At 65.8% G+C, this 16,888-nt stretch carries 14 protein-coding genes; 1 reads left to right on the forward strand and 13 read right to left on the reverse strand.

Annotated features, from left to right (window positions below):
• Nucleotides 1-155 precede the first annotated feature (155 nt).
• On the forward strand, nucleotides 156-827 hold the full coding sequence (locus IOC82_RS17185) for a DMT family transporter (protein ID WP_366935684.1): 672 nt from the start codon (nucleotides 156-158) through the stop codon (nucleotides 825-827).
• Here the strand turns inward: IOC82_RS17185 and IOC82_RS12830 are convergent.
• From IOC82_RS12830 to IOC82_RS12890, 13 genes are all read right to left on the reverse strand, one after another.
• Nucleotides 770-1,657, reverse strand: coding sequence for an SMP-30/gluconolactonase/LRE family protein (locus IOC82_RS12830; RefSeq protein WP_290546592.1), 888 nt, complete (start codon nucleotides 1,655-1,657; stop codon nucleotides 770-772). The genes IOC82_RS17185 and IOC82_RS12830 overlap by 58 nt on opposite strands.
• A 23-nt stretch (nucleotides 1,658-1,680) precedes the next feature.
• On the reverse strand, nucleotides 1,681-2,856 hold the full coding sequence (locus IOC82_RS12835) for an enolase C-terminal domain-like protein (protein ID WP_290546593.1): 1,176 nt from the start codon (nucleotides 2,854-2,856) through the stop codon (nucleotides 1,681-1,683).
• A complete protein-coding gene (locus IOC82_RS12840) occupies nucleotides 2,853-3,851 on the reverse strand; it encodes a hypothetical protein (RefSeq protein ID WP_290546594.1) in 999 nt (332 codons plus the stop codon). The genes IOC82_RS12835 and IOC82_RS12840 overlap by 4 nt, the downstream gene beginning before the upstream one ends.
• Nucleotides 3,848-4,678, reverse strand: coding sequence for a carbohydrate ABC transporter permease (locus tag IOC82_RS12845; RefSeq protein WP_290546595.1), 831 nt, complete (start codon nucleotides 4,676-4,678; stop codon nucleotides 3,848-3,850). The genes IOC82_RS12840 and IOC82_RS12845 overlap by 4 nt, the downstream gene beginning before the upstream one ends.
• On the reverse strand, nucleotides 4,675-5,550 hold the full coding sequence (locus IOC82_RS12850) for a carbohydrate ABC transporter permease (RefSeq protein WP_290546596.1): 876 nt from the start codon (nucleotides 5,548-5,550) through the stop codon (nucleotides 4,675-4,677). Before IOC82_RS12850 ends, IOC82_RS12845 begins: the two co-directional genes overlap by 4 nt.
• A gap of 61 nt (nucleotides 5,551-5,611) precedes the next feature.
• A complete protein-coding gene (locus IOC82_RS12855; protein WP_290546597.1) occupies nucleotides 5,612-6,934 on the reverse strand; it encodes an extracellular solute-binding protein in 1,323 nt (440 codons plus the stop codon).
• A 64-nt stretch (nucleotides 6,935-6,998) separates the two neighbouring features.
• The gene (locus IOC82_RS12860) at nucleotides 6,999-7,775 is read right to left on the reverse strand and encodes an SDR family oxidoreductase (RefSeq protein ID WP_290546598.1); all 777 of its coding nucleotides are present in this window, start codon (nucleotides 7,773-7,775) and stop codon (nucleotides 6,999-7,001) included.
• A gap of 70 nt (nucleotides 7,776-7,845) precedes the next feature.
• Nucleotides 7,846-10,881 carry an aminotransferase class III-fold pyridoxal phosphate-dependent enzyme gene (locus IOC82_RS12865; RefSeq protein WP_290546599.1) on the reverse strand — a complete coding sequence of 1,012 codons (3,036 nt, stop codon included), beginning with the start codon at nucleotides 10,879-10,881 and terminating at the stop codon, nucleotides 7,846-7,848.
• Nucleotides 10,882-10,904: 23 nt separating this feature from the next.
• Nucleotides 10,905-12,218, reverse strand: a complete 1,314-nt coding sequence (locus tag IOC82_RS12870; protein ID WP_290546600.1) for an aspartate aminotransferase family protein — start codon at nucleotides 12,216-12,218, stop codon at nucleotides 10,905-10,907.
• Complete coding sequence (locus tag IOC82_RS12875) at nucleotides 12,218-13,105, reverse strand: branched-chain amino acid ABC transporter permease (protein WP_290546601.1); 888 nt, start codon at nucleotides 13,103-13,105, stop codon at nucleotides 12,218-12,220. The genes IOC82_RS12870 and IOC82_RS12875 overlap by 1 nt, the downstream gene beginning before the upstream one ends.
• A 4-nt stretch (nucleotides 13,106-13,109) precedes the next feature.
• Nucleotides 13,110-13,811, reverse strand: a complete 702-nt coding sequence (locus IOC82_RS12880; protein WP_290546602.1) for an ABC transporter ATP-binding protein — start codon at nucleotides 13,809-13,811, stop codon at nucleotides 13,110-13,112.
• A 30-nt stretch (nucleotides 13,812-13,841) separates the two neighbouring features.
• On the reverse strand, nucleotides 13,842-14,999 hold the full coding sequence (locus tag IOC82_RS12885; protein ID WP_290546603.1) for an ABC transporter substrate-binding protein: 1,158 nt from the start codon (nucleotides 14,997-14,999) through the stop codon (nucleotides 13,842-13,844).
• A gap of 25 nt (nucleotides 15,000-15,024) precedes the next feature.
• The gene (locus tag IOC82_RS12890; protein ID WP_290546604.1) at nucleotides 15,025-16,821 is read right to left on the reverse strand and encodes a branched-chain amino acid ABC transporter ATP-binding protein/permease; all 1,797 of its coding nucleotides are present in this window, start codon (nucleotides 16,819-16,821) and stop codon (nucleotides 15,025-15,027) included.
• Between the last annotated feature and the right edge of the window lie 67 nt (nucleotides 16,822-16,888).

Below are 16,888 nucleotides of genomic sequence, written 5' to 3' on the forward strand. Positions count from 1 at the left end.
CGGCTTCAACACACTCAACCAGACGCAAGCGCAGATCGTTCGATAGCGGTTTAGGCATGGCGGTCACCTCCGCTTACCTTGAATCACTCCAGAACTGATTTGGGAAGACTTCAGATTCAATCTGACCGCCCGATGCTCTAGGGACGGCGGACAATCTGGCACGGTCCACCAGCAACGCGGTAGGGCCCATCACGGCCTTCACCTATGTCGTGATGCTCCGCACACTTATGATGACTGGTTTCACGTTCATCACTGGCGAGGAGTTGAGGGTCACCGGGTTCGGACTGGTGATGTCCTGCCTTCATGGACTCTGCGTTACGGCGATGTCCGTGATGCTCTATGCGGCCCTGGTCCGGGGGCCCGTGAGCTTGGTAGCCCCGGTCGTGGCTGCACACCCTGTGTTGATCTTATTCTATGCGGTTGCGTTCGGGGCATTCAGCCTGTCGGCTGGGCAGGTCATGGCCGCAGCTTTGGTGATCGCCGGTGTTGTGGGCACGAGTGTCTTCAGCTTTTGGCAGCATGCCGCTCCTGAAAATCGGCCGGAAATCCCAGACCGCCGAAAGAGCACCACGCTTCTATTGGCGCTTGGAGCGTGCCTTGCCTACGCCCTGTTGATAATTATGGGGCAGGCCGCAGCCTCCGGAATGGGGCAGATCAGCGTGGCCTTGATCGGTCGCGCCGCAAGTGCAGCCATCCTGATTGCGGCGCTTGCCGTGGGTCGTGTCCCCGGGCGTGGTGCAGGTTCTGGAGGTGAAGGCCGGCCGCCGGCTCAGCGCGGCGGCATGGGAAATTCGGGCTCGGCGAGGCCGTGGATTCCGGTGTCATAGGCGAGAAGGGCGCCTCCCGGGCCCGGCTCATCCTCCGCGCGTGCGACGCCCGGCGTCCAGCCGGTGGTGACATAGAGCGTGGTCATGTCAGGGCCGCCGAAGCCCATGGACGTGACGATGGGGCAGGGGACGTCAATCGTCGTCAGCACGTGGCCGTCGGGCGCGAAGCGGGTGAGGCGGCCTGCGCCATAATGCGCGCACCAAACGCCGCCTTCAGCATCGACGGTCAGGCCATCGGGCACGCCATCCTCCGGCCCCATGCTGACGAAGAGGCGGCGATTGCGCAGCCGTGAGCTGCCGGGCGCGAGATCATAGGCGATCAACCTGCGGCCAATCGAATCGCTGAAGTAGAGAGTGCCGCCGTCCGGCGAGAAGGCGGGGCCGTTGCAGACGGCGAAGCCGCTGTCGCCGACGTGCGGCCGACCTGAGGCATCGACGCAATAGAGGATGCCGCGCGGTGCCACCTCGGCGAGGTCCGCTGTGCCCACCCACAGGCGCCCCGACCGGTCGAGCTTGCTGTCATTATAAATGACGCCCTCACGGCCCTCGTTGGGATCGCCGAAGGGCGTGAAGGCGGTGGTGGTGGGGTTGAACAGCACCAGGCCTGTATCGATCGCCAGCAGCAGCCAGCCGCCGGAGACGAAGACGAAGGAGCCGAGGTGCTTCGTCCCGGGCACCCTCCAGCTTTCCACCGCGCCGCCCTCCCGCAGGCGGTGGATGGTGGGGCCATAGAGGTCGGTCCAGTAGATCGCCTGTTCGCCCGCATGCCACAGTGGGCTCTCGCCAAGCCGGTCGCGCGTCTGTGCCACGATGCGGGGGACAAGTGCCATGATGCGGATAATCCTCTCCGGGGTTAGAGCGGCGGACTGCGGTAAAGCACCCTGCCATGGGCGCTAATTTCTACATCTACCATGTACTTGCGCATCCCGGCAGGACTCATGGCGATGCCGAGGCCGGGGGTTGCTGGAATGTTGACGAGGCCGTTGGCATCGGGCGTAAGGTGAGTCTCGCTCATCTCCCAGGCGACGGACTTCGGTGCGAAGGGATATTCGCAGATGCGGTGGCTCTCGAGCCCGGCATAGGGCTGCAGCGATGCGCACAGCGCCAGATGGGAAGTGAAGGTGTGGTTCACATAGATGACGCCGCGCGCCGCCGCATAGTCTGCTGCGCGCTTGGCGGGGCCAATGCCGCCGATGCGGCCGCAGTCGATCTGGATGAAGCCGACCTTGCCATATTCGATCAGCTGCTGGGCCATGTAGAAGTTATGCGAGGCCTCGCCGCCGGCGAGCGTCACCTCGCCGCTCCGCGCGGCGAGCCCCGCGTAGGCGCCATAGGCACCGCCGAGGAAGGGCTCCTCGAACCACAAGGTGTTTACTTCCTCGAGCAGGGGAATGCGCAGAGCCGCGGCGTCTACATCCTCGCGGAAGATCTGGCCGGCATCGATCAGCAGCGTGCCCTCGGGGCCGATCCCTTCGCGGGCGGCGTGAAGGTGGTCCCGGTCCTCCGCCAGGGTGCCGCGGCCGAAGGGGCCCCAGCCGCATTTCACCGCGCGGTAGCCCGCCTCGCGCGCCCGGCGGCAGCCGGCCAGAGTCTCCGCCGGGGTGTCGCCGAAGAGCTGCGAGGCATAGGGCAGCTTGGGATAGGCCTTGCGGTAGCCGAGAAGTTCATAGACCGGCGCGTTGCGCTTGCGGCCGAGCAGGTCCCAGAGCGCCATCTCGATTCCGGAGAAGGTGTGGGCAGCTTGCAGCAGGTCCATGCATTCCATCTCGACGGCGGCATGGAGCGCCGCAATGTCTGCCGCGCTGCCGATGGGCTTTCCCAGCACCACGTCGCGCACGGGCTTGCAGGCGCCATGCGACATGGGCGTCACGAAGGCCGCGATGGAAACGAGCGGCGAAGCCTCGCATTCGCCCCAGCCCTCGACGCCATCGGCGCTGACGCGCACCACCAGCGCATCCTGGCTGCCGTCGCCGATATCCTCGACTTTCGGCATGGAGAGATAGAAGAAGTCGACGGCGTCGATGGTCATGATGGCTTGGTTCCTTGCTGGGTGCCGATGCCGGCGGGACCGTTGACCGGCCCCCTGGGTTTGAAGACATGGAGCGTGATCGACGCCGAAAGGTGCGCGCCGGGTTTGAGGCGCAGCAGCGGCGCGCGGCGTCTGATGGCTTCTCCGAGGCCCAGCGCGCAGGGCGTGGTGTTGGGCTCGATGCCGATGAGGCGGGTGCGGCCGTTCCACGGTGCGTCAGGCGTCGCTTCGAGTTCGTACCACAGCCAGGCGCAGGGAAAGCGCGCGCCGTCCCATGTGAGCAACACGGCGATGGCATCGTCCATCCGGCGGATGGCGGCCCAGGGGAAGGCGAAACCGGTGAGATAAGCGACGCAGGCCCAGGGCTGCTGCGGATGAGCGAGGTCGATGCGGCCTCCTGTCTTCGCGGGAAGCATGGGCCATAGCCCGCCGGCGCCGGGCGCAATCGGGTTGGCGGGCGGATCAAATTGCGCTTCACACTGGACGTGTTGCGCAGCGCAGGTGATTTCGACGGGCGCCGCGAGAAGGTCTCCGCCGAAGGTTGGATGGTGGCCCCACATCACCTCGGCGGACCTATCGCCGTCATAGCTGAGGTCTTCGGCGATGGTCAGTGTCTCGCCGTCCACGCGCATCCTGCGGCGCATGGTGGCGGCGAGCGTGGCGAAGCGGCGGGTGAGAACGAGCGCGCCCCCGGCTTGCTCCGCCTCCCACGGCGCGAGCGAGGCTTCGCCATGGAAGCCGTGGAACACGCCGTCCACCGTGCAGGCATCGCCGCCATTGGGAAAGAGCAGCGGCCAGCCGCCGCTATAGCGCGTCAGCCATTCGGGCTCGTCGCGCGCGGCGAGGCTGGGCAAGGGTGCTTCGATGACGTCCCACGGCACGGTGCCGAGAACCGACAGGCCCGTCGGCTTGTGGCGCACAGCGGTGATGGCGCCGCCCAGCTGCGGGTTGACCGTCACCTCCAGCGACGGGCTTTCGAGCGTCACCCGCTTCACTTTATGGCGCCCGACATGAGGCCGCGGATGAACTGCTTCTGGAACAGCACGTAGAGGATGAACATCGGCGCGCTGGCAATCACCATGCCCGCCATGGTGAGCGGTACCTGGTTGTTGTAGCGGCCGGAGAACACGCTGATGCCGGCCATCAGCGTGCGCTTGGCATCATCCTGCAGGAAGATGATGGCGATCAGCAGGTCGTTCCACACATAGAGCGAGTTGACCACCACCAGCGTGACGAGTGCCGGCATCGACAGTGGCAGCACCACCTTCGTCAGGATGGTGAACTGTCCCGCCCCGTCGATGTGGGCGGCCTCGTAGAGTTCGCGCGGCACGGTGCGGAAAAAGGTGGTGAGCAGATAGACCGAGAAGGGCGTGATGAGGCCGGCATAGATCAGAATGGCGCCCGTATAGGTGCTGACCATGCCGAGCCGGGTGTAAAGCACGAAGAGTGGCACGATCATGACGACTGGCGGCACCGCCATGAGCGAGGTGGAGACGGCGAGAAGCGTGTTCCGCCCGCGGAACGCCATTGTGGCGATGGCATAGGCACCCAGCACCGAGATGGCGGTGGAGAGGATGACTGAGCCCGCCACGAGAACTGCGCTGTTCAGCATCCAGTGCAGGAAGGGACTATCGACCAGAACGGAGCGGAAATTGTCGATGACCGGCGCCCGCGGGAATCCCAGCTTATCGACGGCATACCCGGCGTCCGACTTCAGCGCGGTGAGCACCATGTAGAGCGTGGGCACGAGGGCAAGGAAGGAAGCGATGAGCAGCACGGCCTGCTTCACCACGGCGCCTGGCTGCAGGGCCTGCGCGCTCATTGTGTGGCCTCCGCCCGCTGGCGCACATTGAACAGCAGGAAGATAAGGATGCCGGTGACGAGGAACAGCATCACCGAGGCGGCCGCCGCGATGCCGGGCAGGCTCGACCGGATCAGCGCGTTGAAGATGTAGAGTTCGACGACCTCGGTCGAGGTGCCGGGGCCACCGCGCCCGCCGCCCATGATATAGATGTAGGAGAACACCGCCGCCAGCATGGTGATGACGCTGACCACCACGTAGAATTCGATGACGCCGCGCATCTCGGGGATGATGATGTGCCACAGCCGGCGCCACCAGCCGGCACCGTCGATCTTGGCGGCCTCGGTCACCGATTCATCGAGGCTCAGCAGGCGGGCGAGGAACAGGATGATGCCCAAGGCCGACTCGCGCCAGATGATGAGGATCATCACCGTCCACAGCGCGACACTGGAAGAGCCGATCCAATCCAGCGCCATGAAGTCGAGGCTCATCCAGCGCAGCATCTCGTTCACGGGGCCTGAAAACTGGAACATGCGCTTCATCACCACCGCGACGATGGGAATGGCCAGCACGAAGGGCACGAAGACGATGATGCGGTAGAGCTTCCAGCCCGCCACCCGCTCCGCCAGCAGCACCGAGACGATGAGCGAGATTGCCACCATCACCGGAATGGCGAGCAGGAGCTGCAGGTTGTGCAGCACCGACTCCCAGAACAGCGACTGGCCGAGGATGAGCTGATAGTTGCGAAAGCCGATCCACGGCCCGTCGATGCCGCGCACCATCTTGAAGCTGAACTCGAAAATCTTCAGCAGCGGATAGCCGAAGACGAAGCCCAGCAGAGCAACGAGCGGCAGGACATAGAGATAGGGTGTGAGCCGGGATGAAGGCGTCATGAAGCCGCGCGAGAGTGAGAGGCCGGAGCCAGCGCATGCGCATCGGTCCCGGCCGGTTGCATCAGGTGGGGGAGGCGAGGTCCTTCGCCCACTTGCGGTAGTTCTCGACCATGTCGGGATTGAAGTCCTTCCATTCCTTGGCCGTGTTGGCGGCGAGCTCGCCTGCCTGTTCGCCGGTCATCGAACCGGCCACGATCTGCTGGCCGGTGGGGATGGCGGCGCGTTCGTAGAACTGACCCGGCACCAGATTGGTGACGTTGGAAATGTTGGGCGTGAGCCCCCAGTTCTGCCACAGTCCGCGCACCGAAGGATCCTGGATGACGCTGGCATCAAAGGTGGTGTTGGAGGGAAGCCAGCTGGTCGCCTCCCAGAAGGCTTTGAGCTGGTCCGGTGACTGCAGGAACTCGAGGAAGGCCGCCGCGGCCGCCGGGTCTTCGGCGTCCTTCGAGATGCCGAGGCCCTGCACATCGACCACCGGCGTTGCCGCCAGCTTGCCCTTGCCGAAGACCGGCATGGTCATATAGCCGATCTTGCCGCCGGTCGCCTTGCTGTCGGCTGGCATTCTGGTGCCGATCGACTGGCCGATGCCGAGCTTGCCCGCCACCACGAGGTCGATGCCGGGGTAAAGCTCGAGGGACGACATGTCCTTGTTGAGGAAGCCCTTGTTCTTCAGCTCCTCGAGCTTCACCCAGTGCTCGTGATACTTGGGGTCGCGGAAGTCGCGGTCGCCGATGAAGAGCTCCACGGCCTCGCCGAAACTGTCGAGCTGCTGGGGCAGCGAGTGGGTGATGTACCATTCGCTCCAGTAGCCATCCTGAATGCCGCCGCCCAGCGCCTCGACGCCGGAGCTCTTGAGCTTGTCGCAGGCAACCAGCAGCTCGTCCCAGGTCTTGGGCGGCGCTTCGGGGTCAAGCCCCGCCTTCTCGAACAGCGCCTTGTTGTAGCACCAGAACATCGGCAACGGATACCAGCCGGTGCGATAGACGTCGCCGCCGAAGTGGCTGAGCAGCGTGGGGTTCGAGGCCGCCAGCACCTCCGGCTTGACCAGGTTGTTGAGGCCGCGAAGATAGCCCAGCCAGACGCTTTCCATGTGGTAGATGCCGTTCCACAGATACTGCACGTCGGGCGCATTGCCGGCGGCGGCCGCTGTCTGGAACTGCGAGATCACCACGGCGGTGTCCTGCAGCATGGGCTTCACATTGGCGGCCTTGTACCTCGCCACCGAGTCGTTGACGTATTTCTGCAGTCCGGGGAGCTCCTGTTCGCCCCAGTACCACATGTCCATGTCCTTGACCTGTGCGGCGGCTCCCCTGGAGAGACCGCCGAGCGCCGCGCCGCCCGCCAGCATGGCGGAGGTGAGCATTAGGCTGCGGCGAGTGAACATTGGCAATGCTCGTTCGTCCATGTCGTTTCCTTCCTGTCATCTTCCAGTTGGCTTTTATGATCGCTCAGAACGTACTCATCAGGCCGCCGTCGACGACGAGGAGCTGACCCGTCATGTAGCGGCAGTAATCCGAGGCGAGGAACACCACCGTGCCGGACACGTCCTCCGGCAATCCGCTGCGGCCGAGCGCGATCTTGCGCCTGTCGATGTACCAGTCGACGAATTCGGGTGTGGTGGTCTCGTCGACGCCGTTCACGACCGACATCGGCGTCACCATGAAACCGGGCGCCACCGCATTGACCAGGATGTTGTGGGGCGCCAGCTCCACCGCCATGGACTTGGTATAGGCAATGAGGGCACCCTTGGCGGCATTGTAGGAGCCGCACAGGCCGCTCGAGGCGAAGCCCTGGATCGACGAGATGTGGATGATGCGGCCGCTGTTCTGACGCGCCATGATCGGCGCCACCAGTTTCGAGCCCATGTAGACCGCCTCGAGATTGATGGCGATGGTGCGGCGCCATTCCTCCAGCGTGTCGTCGAGGATGCTTTTGGTCGCCGGATTGATGCCGGCATTGTTGACCAGCGTGTCGATGCGGCCATGGCGCGCCTCGACATCGGCGATGGTGCGCGCATAGGCATCATAGTCGGTGACGTCGAAGGCATGGACACTGCAGTTGCCGCCACCGCGTGCGATCTCTTCGGCCACATCGACGAGCGTATTGGGGTTGCGGTCGATGAGGACCACGGTGGCGCCTTCGCGGCTCATCTCGAGGGCGATGGCGCGGCCAAGGCCCTGGCCCGCGCCCGTTACAATGCAGATCTGGCCGTTCAAAAGACCCATCGCAAGCCCGCCCCACACAAATGCACGACTATATGTGCGCTGGAGAAGGCGTCAAGCGCGAGGCGGGTGCTCATATGCGCCCCAGCGCCGCGTCCAGCGCATCCGCCATGATGTCTGCCTCGGCGAGGCCGAAGGCCATGGGCGGCTTGATCTTGAGCACATTGTCGAAGGGCCCGTCGGTGGAGATCAGCACGCCGTGATTGCGCATGTCATTGGCGATGAGGTTTGCTTTGTCTGTCGCGGGCTCCAGCGTCTCCCGGTCCTGCACCAGCTCGACGCCGAGGAACAGGCCTTCGCCGCGCACGTCGCCGATGAGCGGGTATCTTTCCGCAAGGGCATGGAAGCGCGCCTTGAGGTGATCGCCGGTGATGCGCGCCTTCTGCTGCAGACCTTCCTGCTCGAGCACGTCGAGCACCGCCATGCCGGCGGCGGCGGAGACGGGATTGCCGCCGAAAGAGGAAAAGAATTCCATACCGTTGGCAAAGGCCTTGGCGATTTCCGGCGTGGTGACGACGGCGGCCATGGGGTGGCCGTTGCCGATGGGTTTCCCAAGCGTCACGATATCCGGCACGACTCCTTGCGGCCCGTGCGCCCACATGTGGTTGCCCACGCGGCCGAAACCCGTCTGCACTTCGTCGACAATGACCAGGCCGCCGGCCTTCCGCACATGTTCGGCGGCGGTGCGGAGATAGGCTTGCGGGAAGAACACCTGGCCGCCGCAGCCCGAGATCGCCTCTGCGATGAAGGCGGCGGGGCCCTGACCCGTCTTCGCGCGGATCAGCTCCACCTTCTCGGCAACGGAGGCCGCATAGGCGATACCGCTGTTTTCCCCGGTGCCCTTGACGCGGCCGCGATAGGGATCAGCCAGTTCGGCAATCTCGACGTAATCCGGCTTGCCGCGCCCGCCCTTGCGGTTGAACTTATAGGGGCTGACGTCGATGAGGCCGTTGGTGTTGCCGTGATAGCCCCAGTCCAGCGTGATGGTGGCGCGCCGCCCCGTCACCGTGCGCGCCATGCGCAGCGCCAGCTCATTGGCCTCCGAACCCGAGCACACGAAATAGACGACGGACAACGGCCTGGGAAAATAGGAGCCCAGCCGCTCCGCATAGTCGAGGATTGTGTCGTGCAGGTAGCGCGTGTTGGTGTTGAGGATCGCCGCTTGCCGTGCGAGGGCATCCACCACATGCGGGTGGCTGTGGCCGACGTGGCAGATGTTGTTGACGCCGTCGAGGAAGGCGCGGCCGGTGTGGTCATAGAGATAGGCGCCGCGCCCGCGCACGATCTTGAGCTTCTTGCGGTAGTTGATGGACAGTGAGGGGCCCAGCACCTGCTGGCGGCGCTTCAGCAGCACCTCAGGCGGTGTTGCGTCGCGGCTGAAGCTTTCGGGCGCGAGACGGAGGATGAGGTTGGGGTCGGGCGAGATCGCCCGCCAGATGGGCCACAGGGAGGGCTGGCCAACGCCGGGGAACTCGCCCGACTGGCCGAGCCTGTCGGTGATGATCTGGAAATGAAGATGCGGCGCCCAGCCGCCATTCACCGTGCGATCGCCGATCGTCGCGATCTGCTGGCCCGCCGCGATCTCCTGTCCGGCCTTCACCATGCCCAGCGTCTCGCGCGAGAGGTGGCCGTAGAGCGTCCAGAAGACGGGACCGGTCTCGCCGGCGCGATGCTCGAGGATGACGGTCGGGCCGTAGTCATAGGGCAGTGCATTGTCGGCGACGCTTAGCACCTTGCCCGGAAGCGGTGCATAGAGCGGCGTTCCGGCGGCGATGAAGATGTCCTGCCCCAGGTGCTGCGCGCGCCATTCGGGCGAGGCGGCACTGGCGAACTGCTCGCCCTTGTAGACATTGCGCACCTCGCCATAGAGGCCGATTGCGAACTGTGCGTTTTCGGCTCGAAAGCGGCTCTCGATCCAGCTCCAGTAGGCCTCGGCGTCGGAGGCATGTTCCATGCCGGGCGCACCCTCCTGCAGTTCGAGCAGGATGCGGCCCGAACGGTCGAGGTCGATGTCGAAAATCGGGTGCGGCCGGCAGTCTGGCGAGGCCAGCCACTGTACCACGGCAGAGCTGGCCGGCACCGGTGCAAGGCCGGCGGCCTGCCGCGTGAAGGCAGCGAGGAAGTTTGGATTGGTCTTGTCCAGCCGGTCCAGCAGGCGGAAGGCGGGTGCCTGCGAGACGAGCAGGTAGCCGTTGTCGGGGAAGTCCTTGGCGCGGTGAGACGAGATGCAGACACTCATGGCAAGCCGCGCCGCGAGGAGGTCGAAGAGGATATCCGCTTCCTCCGCTTCGATCGGGAATTGCTGCGCATAAGCAGAAATGAGCGGGGCGGCAGACTTGTAGACGTCCTCCACGTCGAGCAGCGCATAGGCCAGCGTCACGGCGAGTTCGTTGATCTGGCGGCCATGCGTCATGTCGCCGAAGTCGATGAGGCCGGTGACGGTGCAGGTTGAGGCGTCCACTACGATGTTGTTGTCGTTCGCATCCTGGTGCAGCACGGCGCCGCGCAGCAGGGGAAGGCGCGGCAGCACGCGGCTCTCGTAGCGCGCGAAGATGCGGGCCACGAGGCCGCGCCGCTCCGCCACGATGTCGGGGAGCCACGGTTTCACCGCCATGGCCTCGTCGAGGTTCCACAGGAAACCGGGGCGGAAGGCGGCGGGGCGGCTAAAGCCTTTCAGGGCGCGCGACAGGCGGCCCATGAAGGCGCCCAGGCTTGCGAGCAGGGCGGGCAAACTGCCGGCCGCCGAATAGAGTTCGCCCGGCAGATAGGAGAGAAGCCGCACGGCATGGCGCGACGTGCCGTTTTCCCACCGGACGATGCCATCGCCGGAGTTGGCCGCGATGACGCGCTGCAGGCCGAGCGTGGGGTCGGCCTGCGCCACATGCTTCATCGCGGCGTTCTGCAGTGCGAGGAAGGCGTGATCCTCCAACGCATTGGCGATCTTCAGCACGAATTTTCCGGCGGGGGAGTCGACGAGGAAGTTCTGGTCGCGCTCGCTCACCAGGTCCTTGAGCGTGCCGTCGATCCCGTAGTCACGCGCCAGCAGGTGGCGTGCCTCTTCTGGTGAGAAGGCGGGCTTGGGGGAGTCGAAGACGGAGATCTGGTTCACGGGTCTATCCTTCGGCGCGCGGGCTACCAGCCCACGAATTCTTTCACGGCGTCATCGCTCACGCGGCCTTGTTCCACATCGGAGAGCGCCCTGTCGAGGAGGGAGATGGCATCGGAGGCTTGCGCCCGCGTCAGGACCAGCGGCGGGGTAAGTTCCAGCACGTTGGAGTTGAGGCCGACGTAATAGAGCACGAGCCCCAGCTCGAAGGCGCGGTAGACGGTCTTGGCGGCCAGCAGCTTGGAGGGCGTCTTCGCCATGCGGTCCGACACCAGTTCCACCCCGATCGCAAGGCCCCGGCCGCGCACATCGCCGATCGAGGGATGGCGGGCTTTCAGGCCTTCGAGGCCTTCGCGCAAGAAAGTGCCGACCGTGGCGGCGTTTTCTGCGAGACCCTCGCCTTCAATCGCGGAGAGCACGGCCGACGCGGTCGCGACGGAGACGGGATTGCCGTGCAATGTCTGCATGGCGAAGGAGGTGGCGTGGTCCATAACCGCGCGGGGACCGGCGAGGGCGGATATGGCGAGACCGCCGCCCAGCCCCTTGCCGAGGCAGACGAGGTCCGGCGTGAAGCCTTCGTGACGGAAGCAATGCATTTGCCCCGTGCGGCCGAGGCCGACCTTGACCTCGTCGCAGACGATAAGGATGCCATGAGCGCGGCACATCCCGGCGAGCTTCTTCAGGAAGCCCGGCGGCGGCATGATGAGGCCGCCGTCGGACTGGATCGGCTCGATGAACAGCGCGCCCACCTCGGCGGGCGGCAGGGTGGTGGCGAAGAGTCCGGCCAGATGCGCCAGCACGGCCGCGCCATCCTCGCCGCGATAGGGGTTGGGATAGGGGATGAGCGTCAGGCCCTCGGCGCGGGCGGCATGGGATTGGACGGCGTGACCCGAGATCGCCATCGAGCCCGCCGTGCCGCCGTGATAGGCACCGCGGAAGGCGATGACGCGCGGCCGGCCGGTCGCGGCCGCGATGGCGCGGAACGCCGTCTCGTTGGCATCCGAGCCCGAATGGCCGAACCACACTTTGTGGTCAGCGAGCTCCGGCAGCGTGGCGAGGATCCGCTCAGCGAGGTCAACGGCGCGGCGATGCGTGGCGGACAGGATGCTGGCGCCCGCGGGATTCTTCACCGCCTGTGTGACGGCCTCGACGATGGCCGGATGGCCATAGCCGAGGCTTGCGGCACCCCAGGCGGCGGAGAGGTCGAGCAGGCGGCGGCCCTGTTCGTCGATGACGTAAGCGCCGTCGCCACCCTCGATCGCCAGCGGGAAGAAGCGTAGCTTCTGCAGGCCGGCGATGAGTTGTCCGTCCCGGGCATAGATGGAATTCCCAGTCGTCATCAGCTGCGCCGCGCGGCCGGGGCGGGGATCAGCCCGTCCGGCCGCCAGATGAGAATGAGGATCACGAAGCCCAGCACGAAGGCATCGCGGAAGGGGAGTGCCGCATCGGGCAGGAAGGCCTGGAACAGCACTTCGAGGATGCCGAGCGCGAAACCGCCCGCCACAGCTCCCGTGAGCGAGCCGAGCCCGCCGATGACCGCCGCGACGAAGGCCTTGAGCACCGGCACGAAGCCCATCAGCGGATCGACCGAGCCGCGCTGCGCGATCCACAATACGGCTGCGATGCCGGCCAGCGCGCCGGACACGGCGAAGGCCACCGCGATCACCCGGTTGGCCTTGATGCCCATGAGGCGCAGCACCTGGAAATCCTCCGCCGCGGCGCGCATTGCCTTGCCCAGCGTGGTGCGGTTGAGGAAGAGCGTGAGAGCCACCAATGACAGCGCCGTCATGACGATCGAGAGCAGCGGCACGATGCCGACATGGAGGACGCCGAGGTCGATGACGCCGGCGAAGCCCGATGGCAGCGGCACGGGCTTGGGCCTGGCCGAGATGCCGTTCTGGAAGATGACGCGCAGGATGGCGGAGACGGCGAAGCTGGTGAGCAGCAACCCCGTCGCATCGGCCTTGCGCATGGGGCGGAAGGCGAAGCGCTCGGTGAGGAGTGCCGCGATCACCGCGAAGAGAACGGCGGCGCAGACGGCGAAGGGGAATGGCAGCGACACGGCAGCGGCGAAGAACATGCCATAGCCCGCCACCGTCATCAGCTCGCCATGGGCGAAGTTGATGAGCGAGACGATGGAGAAGACCACCGCGAGGCCCAGCGCCAGCAGCGCATAGATGCCGCCGAGGCTGATGGCGTTGACGATCTGCTGCAGGACGATGTCCATGGGGTCACTCCGCCAGATAGGCCTGTTTGACGAGATCGCTGCGGGCGAGCTCCGGGCCTGAGCCTTCAAGCACGATCTGCCCCGTCTGCAGCACATAGCCGTGATCGGCGATCTCGAGGGCGCGCTCGGCATTCTGCTCGACCAGCAGAATGGTGAGGCCGCGCTGCTTCAGGCCGAGGATCAGGTCGAAGACCTTGTCGACGATGAGCGGCGCAAGCCCAAGCGAGGGCTCGTCGAGGAGGAGAAGCTGCGGGCCCGCCATCAGCGAGCGGGCGATGGCCAGCATCTGCTGTTCGCCGCCCGAGAGGAGGCCCGCCTTCTGGCGATAGCGCTCGCGCAGAATGGGGAAGCGGTCGAGCTCCGCCTCCACCCGCTTCTTGAGCTCGTCGCCCGAGGCATGGGCCGCGCCGCCGAGGTGCAGATTGTCGGCAACCGACAGCGACGGGAAGACGCGCCGCCCCTCCGGCGTCAACGCAATGCCGCGCTTGACGATATCCTCTGCCGGCTGGCCGGAGAGGGGCTTTCCTTCGAAGCTGATGGACCCCGTGGAGGCCACGAGACCCGCAATTGCGTTGAGGGTGGAGCTTTTGCCCGCGCCATTGGCGCCCAGCAGCACGACGACGGCGCCCTTGGATACGGATAAGCTGACGCCCTTCACGGCCGTCACCTCGCCGTACTTCACCTTCAGGCCAGAGACCTCAAGCATCGGGCATCACTGGCGCGCTGCCGCTCATGATCAGGGCTTCGGCACGTCGGCCGGGTCCGGCATGGCGGTGAGGATGGGCTTTCGCTTGCCGTCCTCGATCTCAACGATGGTGATGTCGCGGATCGGCATGCGGTTGGTGCCGGCATAGGTCACCTTGCCGGTGAGCACCTCGACGTCCTTGAGGTTGGCCAGCGCATCGCGCAGGGCCGGGCCGTCGACCGATCCAGCAGCCTTCACTGCGGCATCGAGGATGTAGGGGATCTCGTAGCCGGTGGCGACATAGACGGTCTCGGGGGCGGCGCCCGTCTTCTCCTTGAACTTGTCATAGAAGGCCGCGAGCTTCGAACCGGCGACGGGCGAGCCCGCCGTGGTGTGCACGATGCCGTTGGCGATGGCGCCCAGACCGGTGATGGTCGGGCTGTCGATGCCGTCGGAGCCGATGACCGGAGCAGCGACACCCGCGCCGCGCAGCTGCTGCAGGAAGGCCGGGAAGTCCGGCTCATAGGCAGCCGTCATGATGGCGTCGGGCTGCGGGTTCATCGCCTTGATCTTGGTGACCTCGGCGGCGAAGTCCTGCTGGCCCATGGTGTAGGTGCCTTCGCCCACGATAGCGCCGCCCTTCTTCTTGAACACCTCCTCGAAATACTCCGGCAAGCGCAGCGTATAGGCGCTGTCGGGGGACTTGAGGATGTAGATGTTCTTGTATCCCTTGCTGGCCGCATAATCGGCAAGCAGCGCCGCCTGGCCGTTGTCAGCGGGGTAGGTGCCGAACATGTAGTCGCCCACGGCTTCGGTGATGGTGGGCGTGGTGCCGCAGAAGGTGAGGGTGGGGATCTGTGCGGGCTGGCTGATCTGGCCTGCGGCGATCGAGGGGTCCGCGTCGCAAGGCGTGATCATGACCTTGACGCCGTCCGCGACCAGTTCCTGCGCCGCCTGCACCGTGGCGGCGGTATCGGTGCGCGTGTCCTTGATGTCGAGGACGATCTTGTACTTGCCGCCAAGGCCTCCGGCGGCGTTGATTTCATCGACCGCCATCTTGAAGCCGGCCAGCGAAGGCTGGTCGGCATAGGCGAGGCCGCCGGTCTGGGCGGTGGCGAGCCCGATGGTCACATCTTCGGCGAAGGCCCCGGTGGTGAGCCCGGCGAGGCTCATGGCGCCTGCAAGCACGGTGAAACGGAAGTTCTTCATGGTCGTTTCCTCCAGTTGTGTTTTCTCAGTGTCTTGAACGCTTGGTCCCGATATAGGCCTCGATCACCTTGGGGTCGCCGCGGATCTCCTGCGGCGTGCCCTCGGCGATCTTCTGGCCCTTGTTCAGCACCACCATGCGGTCGGACAGCCGCATGATGAGCCGCATGTCATGCTCCACCACGAGAAGCCCAATCTCGTGTTCGGAGCGGATCGATTCCAGAACGCGGATAAGCGCATCGGTTTCCGCCGGGTTCATACCGGCGGCGGGCTCGTCGAGGAGCAGGAATTTCGGTTCGAGGGCCAGTGCCCGCGCGATCTCGAGGCGCCGCCGGTCGCCATAGGCGAAGGAGCCAGCGAGGTCCTCGGCGCGGCCTGCGAGGCCGAGGCGAGCCAATTCGGCGAGCGCGATCCGCCGCGCCGTGGCCGCGTCATGGCTCTTGGACAGGGCGGCGATGGTGACGTTCTCCAGCGCGGTCATGCGGTCGAAGAGGCGGATGTTCTGGAAGGTGCGGCCAAGGCCGGCCACCGCAACGCGGTGCGGCGCCTCGCCCGTCATGTCCGCACCGCCGATGACGATGCGCCCCAAGGTCGGCCTCGTCTGGCCGCAGATGATGTTGATCAGCGTGGTCTTGCCCGCGCCATTGGGGCCGATGAGGCCCGTCACCTGGCGGCACGGCACGCTGAAGCTGATGTCGTCGAGCGCCACCAAGCCGCCGAAGCGCATGGTGATGTTGGCCACCTCAAGCGGGGCACCCGCGGGGGCGGTGTGGAGGGCCTTCGCCGGCATCGGTTCAAGCTTGCGTCTCGGCCAGTCTGGCCCGATCTCGCGCAGGCCGAGGAGGCCCAGCGGGCGGCGCCAGATGGTGAGCAGCAGGGCGAGGCCCATGCCGAGCTGCGGCAGGCCGAAGATGCCGGGAATATGGAATGAACCAAAGTCGATGCCGGTTTCCGCCTGGCGCAGGATCTGCACCACGCCAGCCAGCAGCACCGTGCCCGCCACCGCGCCGCTCACGGTGAGCATGCCGCCGACGATGAGCATGGCAACGAGCGTGAAGATCAGGTCGAAGTAGAAATCCTTGGGCGAGAAGGCGCCGAGGAAGCTGCCATAGAGTGCGCCCACCAGCACGCTCATGGCGATGCTCACCGCCCAGCCCTTGCGGCGCGACAGGCGGACGTCGACGCCCGAGGCCGCCGCCGCCACCTCGTTCTCGCGCGCGGCGCGCAGGCGGAGGCCCAGCGGCGTCTCCTTGAGGATGCGGGCGATGAGGATGAACAGGGCCGCCGCCACGAAGGCCACATAGACCGTGGTGAGGCGCGGCACGCCATAGAAGGTCTGGCTGCCGCGGGTGAAATCGCGCGCCCCGATCAGCGTCACATGAATGATGATCAGGAAGGCGAGCGTGCCGATCGCCGCCGAACCCGTGGACAGCCTGGCTAGCGGAAAGCCCGACAGGATACCGGCCACGAGGCCAACCGCCACGACGACGAGCAGGGCTGCAACGAGCGACAGCTGATGACCCTGCAGCCATTGGGGCAGGTTGGGAAGAGCGGAGGCCTGGATATCCCTGGGCATGGCCAGCACGCCGAACACATAGGCGCCGATGCCCATGAAGGCCGAGTGGCCGAAGGAGACGATGCCTGAATTGCCGCTGAAGGCGGCGAGCGCCAGCACGGCGGCGACCTGCAGCAGCGCCAGGGTCGCTATGTTGACGCCGGTGTTGCCGAAGGCGAGCGATACCGCGAGCGCAAGGCCGCCCACGCCTGCAATAAGCAACAGGGCGCTGGTCCATGCTCGGGGCGGAACGCCGGTCCAGGGCAGCATCGGGTGTCCTTGGTGTTCGAGGGCGAAGCCTAACATGGGGTTTGGAGGAGGTGTCAATATTTGTTTC

Source organism: Aestuariivirga sp. (assembly GCF_020252395.1).
Lineage (GTDB): Bacteria > Pseudomonadota > Alphaproteobacteria > Rhizobiales > Aestuariivirgaceae > Aestuariivirga.

Bases quoted from the DNA above. Each gene is read 5' to 3' on its own strand.
- IOC82_RS12870 (WP_290546600.1), bottom strand. From the start codon at position 12,218: ATGACGACTGGGAATTCCATCTATGCCCGGGACGGACAACTCATCGCC.
- IOC82_RS12890 (WP_290546604.1), bottom strand. From the start codon at position 16,821: ATGCTGCCCTGGACCGGCGTTCCGCCCCGAGCATGGACCAGCGCCCTG.
- IOC82_RS12835 (WP_290546593.1), bottom strand. From the start codon at position 2,856: ATGACCATCGACGCCGTCGACTTCTTCTATCTCTCCATGCCGAAAGTC.
- IOC82_RS12880 (WP_290546602.1), bottom strand. From the start codon at position 13,811: ATGCTTGAGGTCTCTGGCCTGAAGGTGAAGTACGGCGAGGTGACGGCC.
- IOC82_RS12885 (WP_290546603.1), bottom strand. From the start codon at position 14,999: ATGAAGAACTTCCGTTTCACCGTGCTTGCAGGCGCCATGAGCCTCGCC.
- IOC82_RS12850 (WP_290546596.1), bottom strand. From the start codon at position 5,550: ATGACGCCTTCATCCCGGCTCACACCCTATCTCTATGTCCTGCCGCTC.
- IOC82_RS12860 (WP_290546598.1), bottom strand. From the start codon at position 7,775: ATGGGTCTTTTGAACGGCCAGATCTGCATTGTAACGGGCGCGGGCCAG.
- IOC82_RS12875 (WP_290546601.1), bottom strand. From the start codon at position 13,105: ATGGACATCGTCCTGCAGCAGATCGTCAACGCCATCAGCCTCGGCGGC.
- IOC82_RS12845 (WP_290546595.1), bottom strand. From the start codon at position 4,678: ATGAGCGCGCAGGCCCTGCAGCCAGGCGCCGTGGTGAAGCAGGCCGTG.
- IOC82_RS12855 (WP_290546597.1), bottom strand. From the start codon at position 6,934: ATGTTCACTCGCCGCAGCCTAATGCTCACCTCCGCCATGCTGGCGGGC.
- IOC82_RS12830 (WP_290546592.1), bottom strand. From the start codon at position 1,657: ATGGCACTTGTCCCCCGCATCGTGGCACAGACGCGCGACCGGCTTGGC.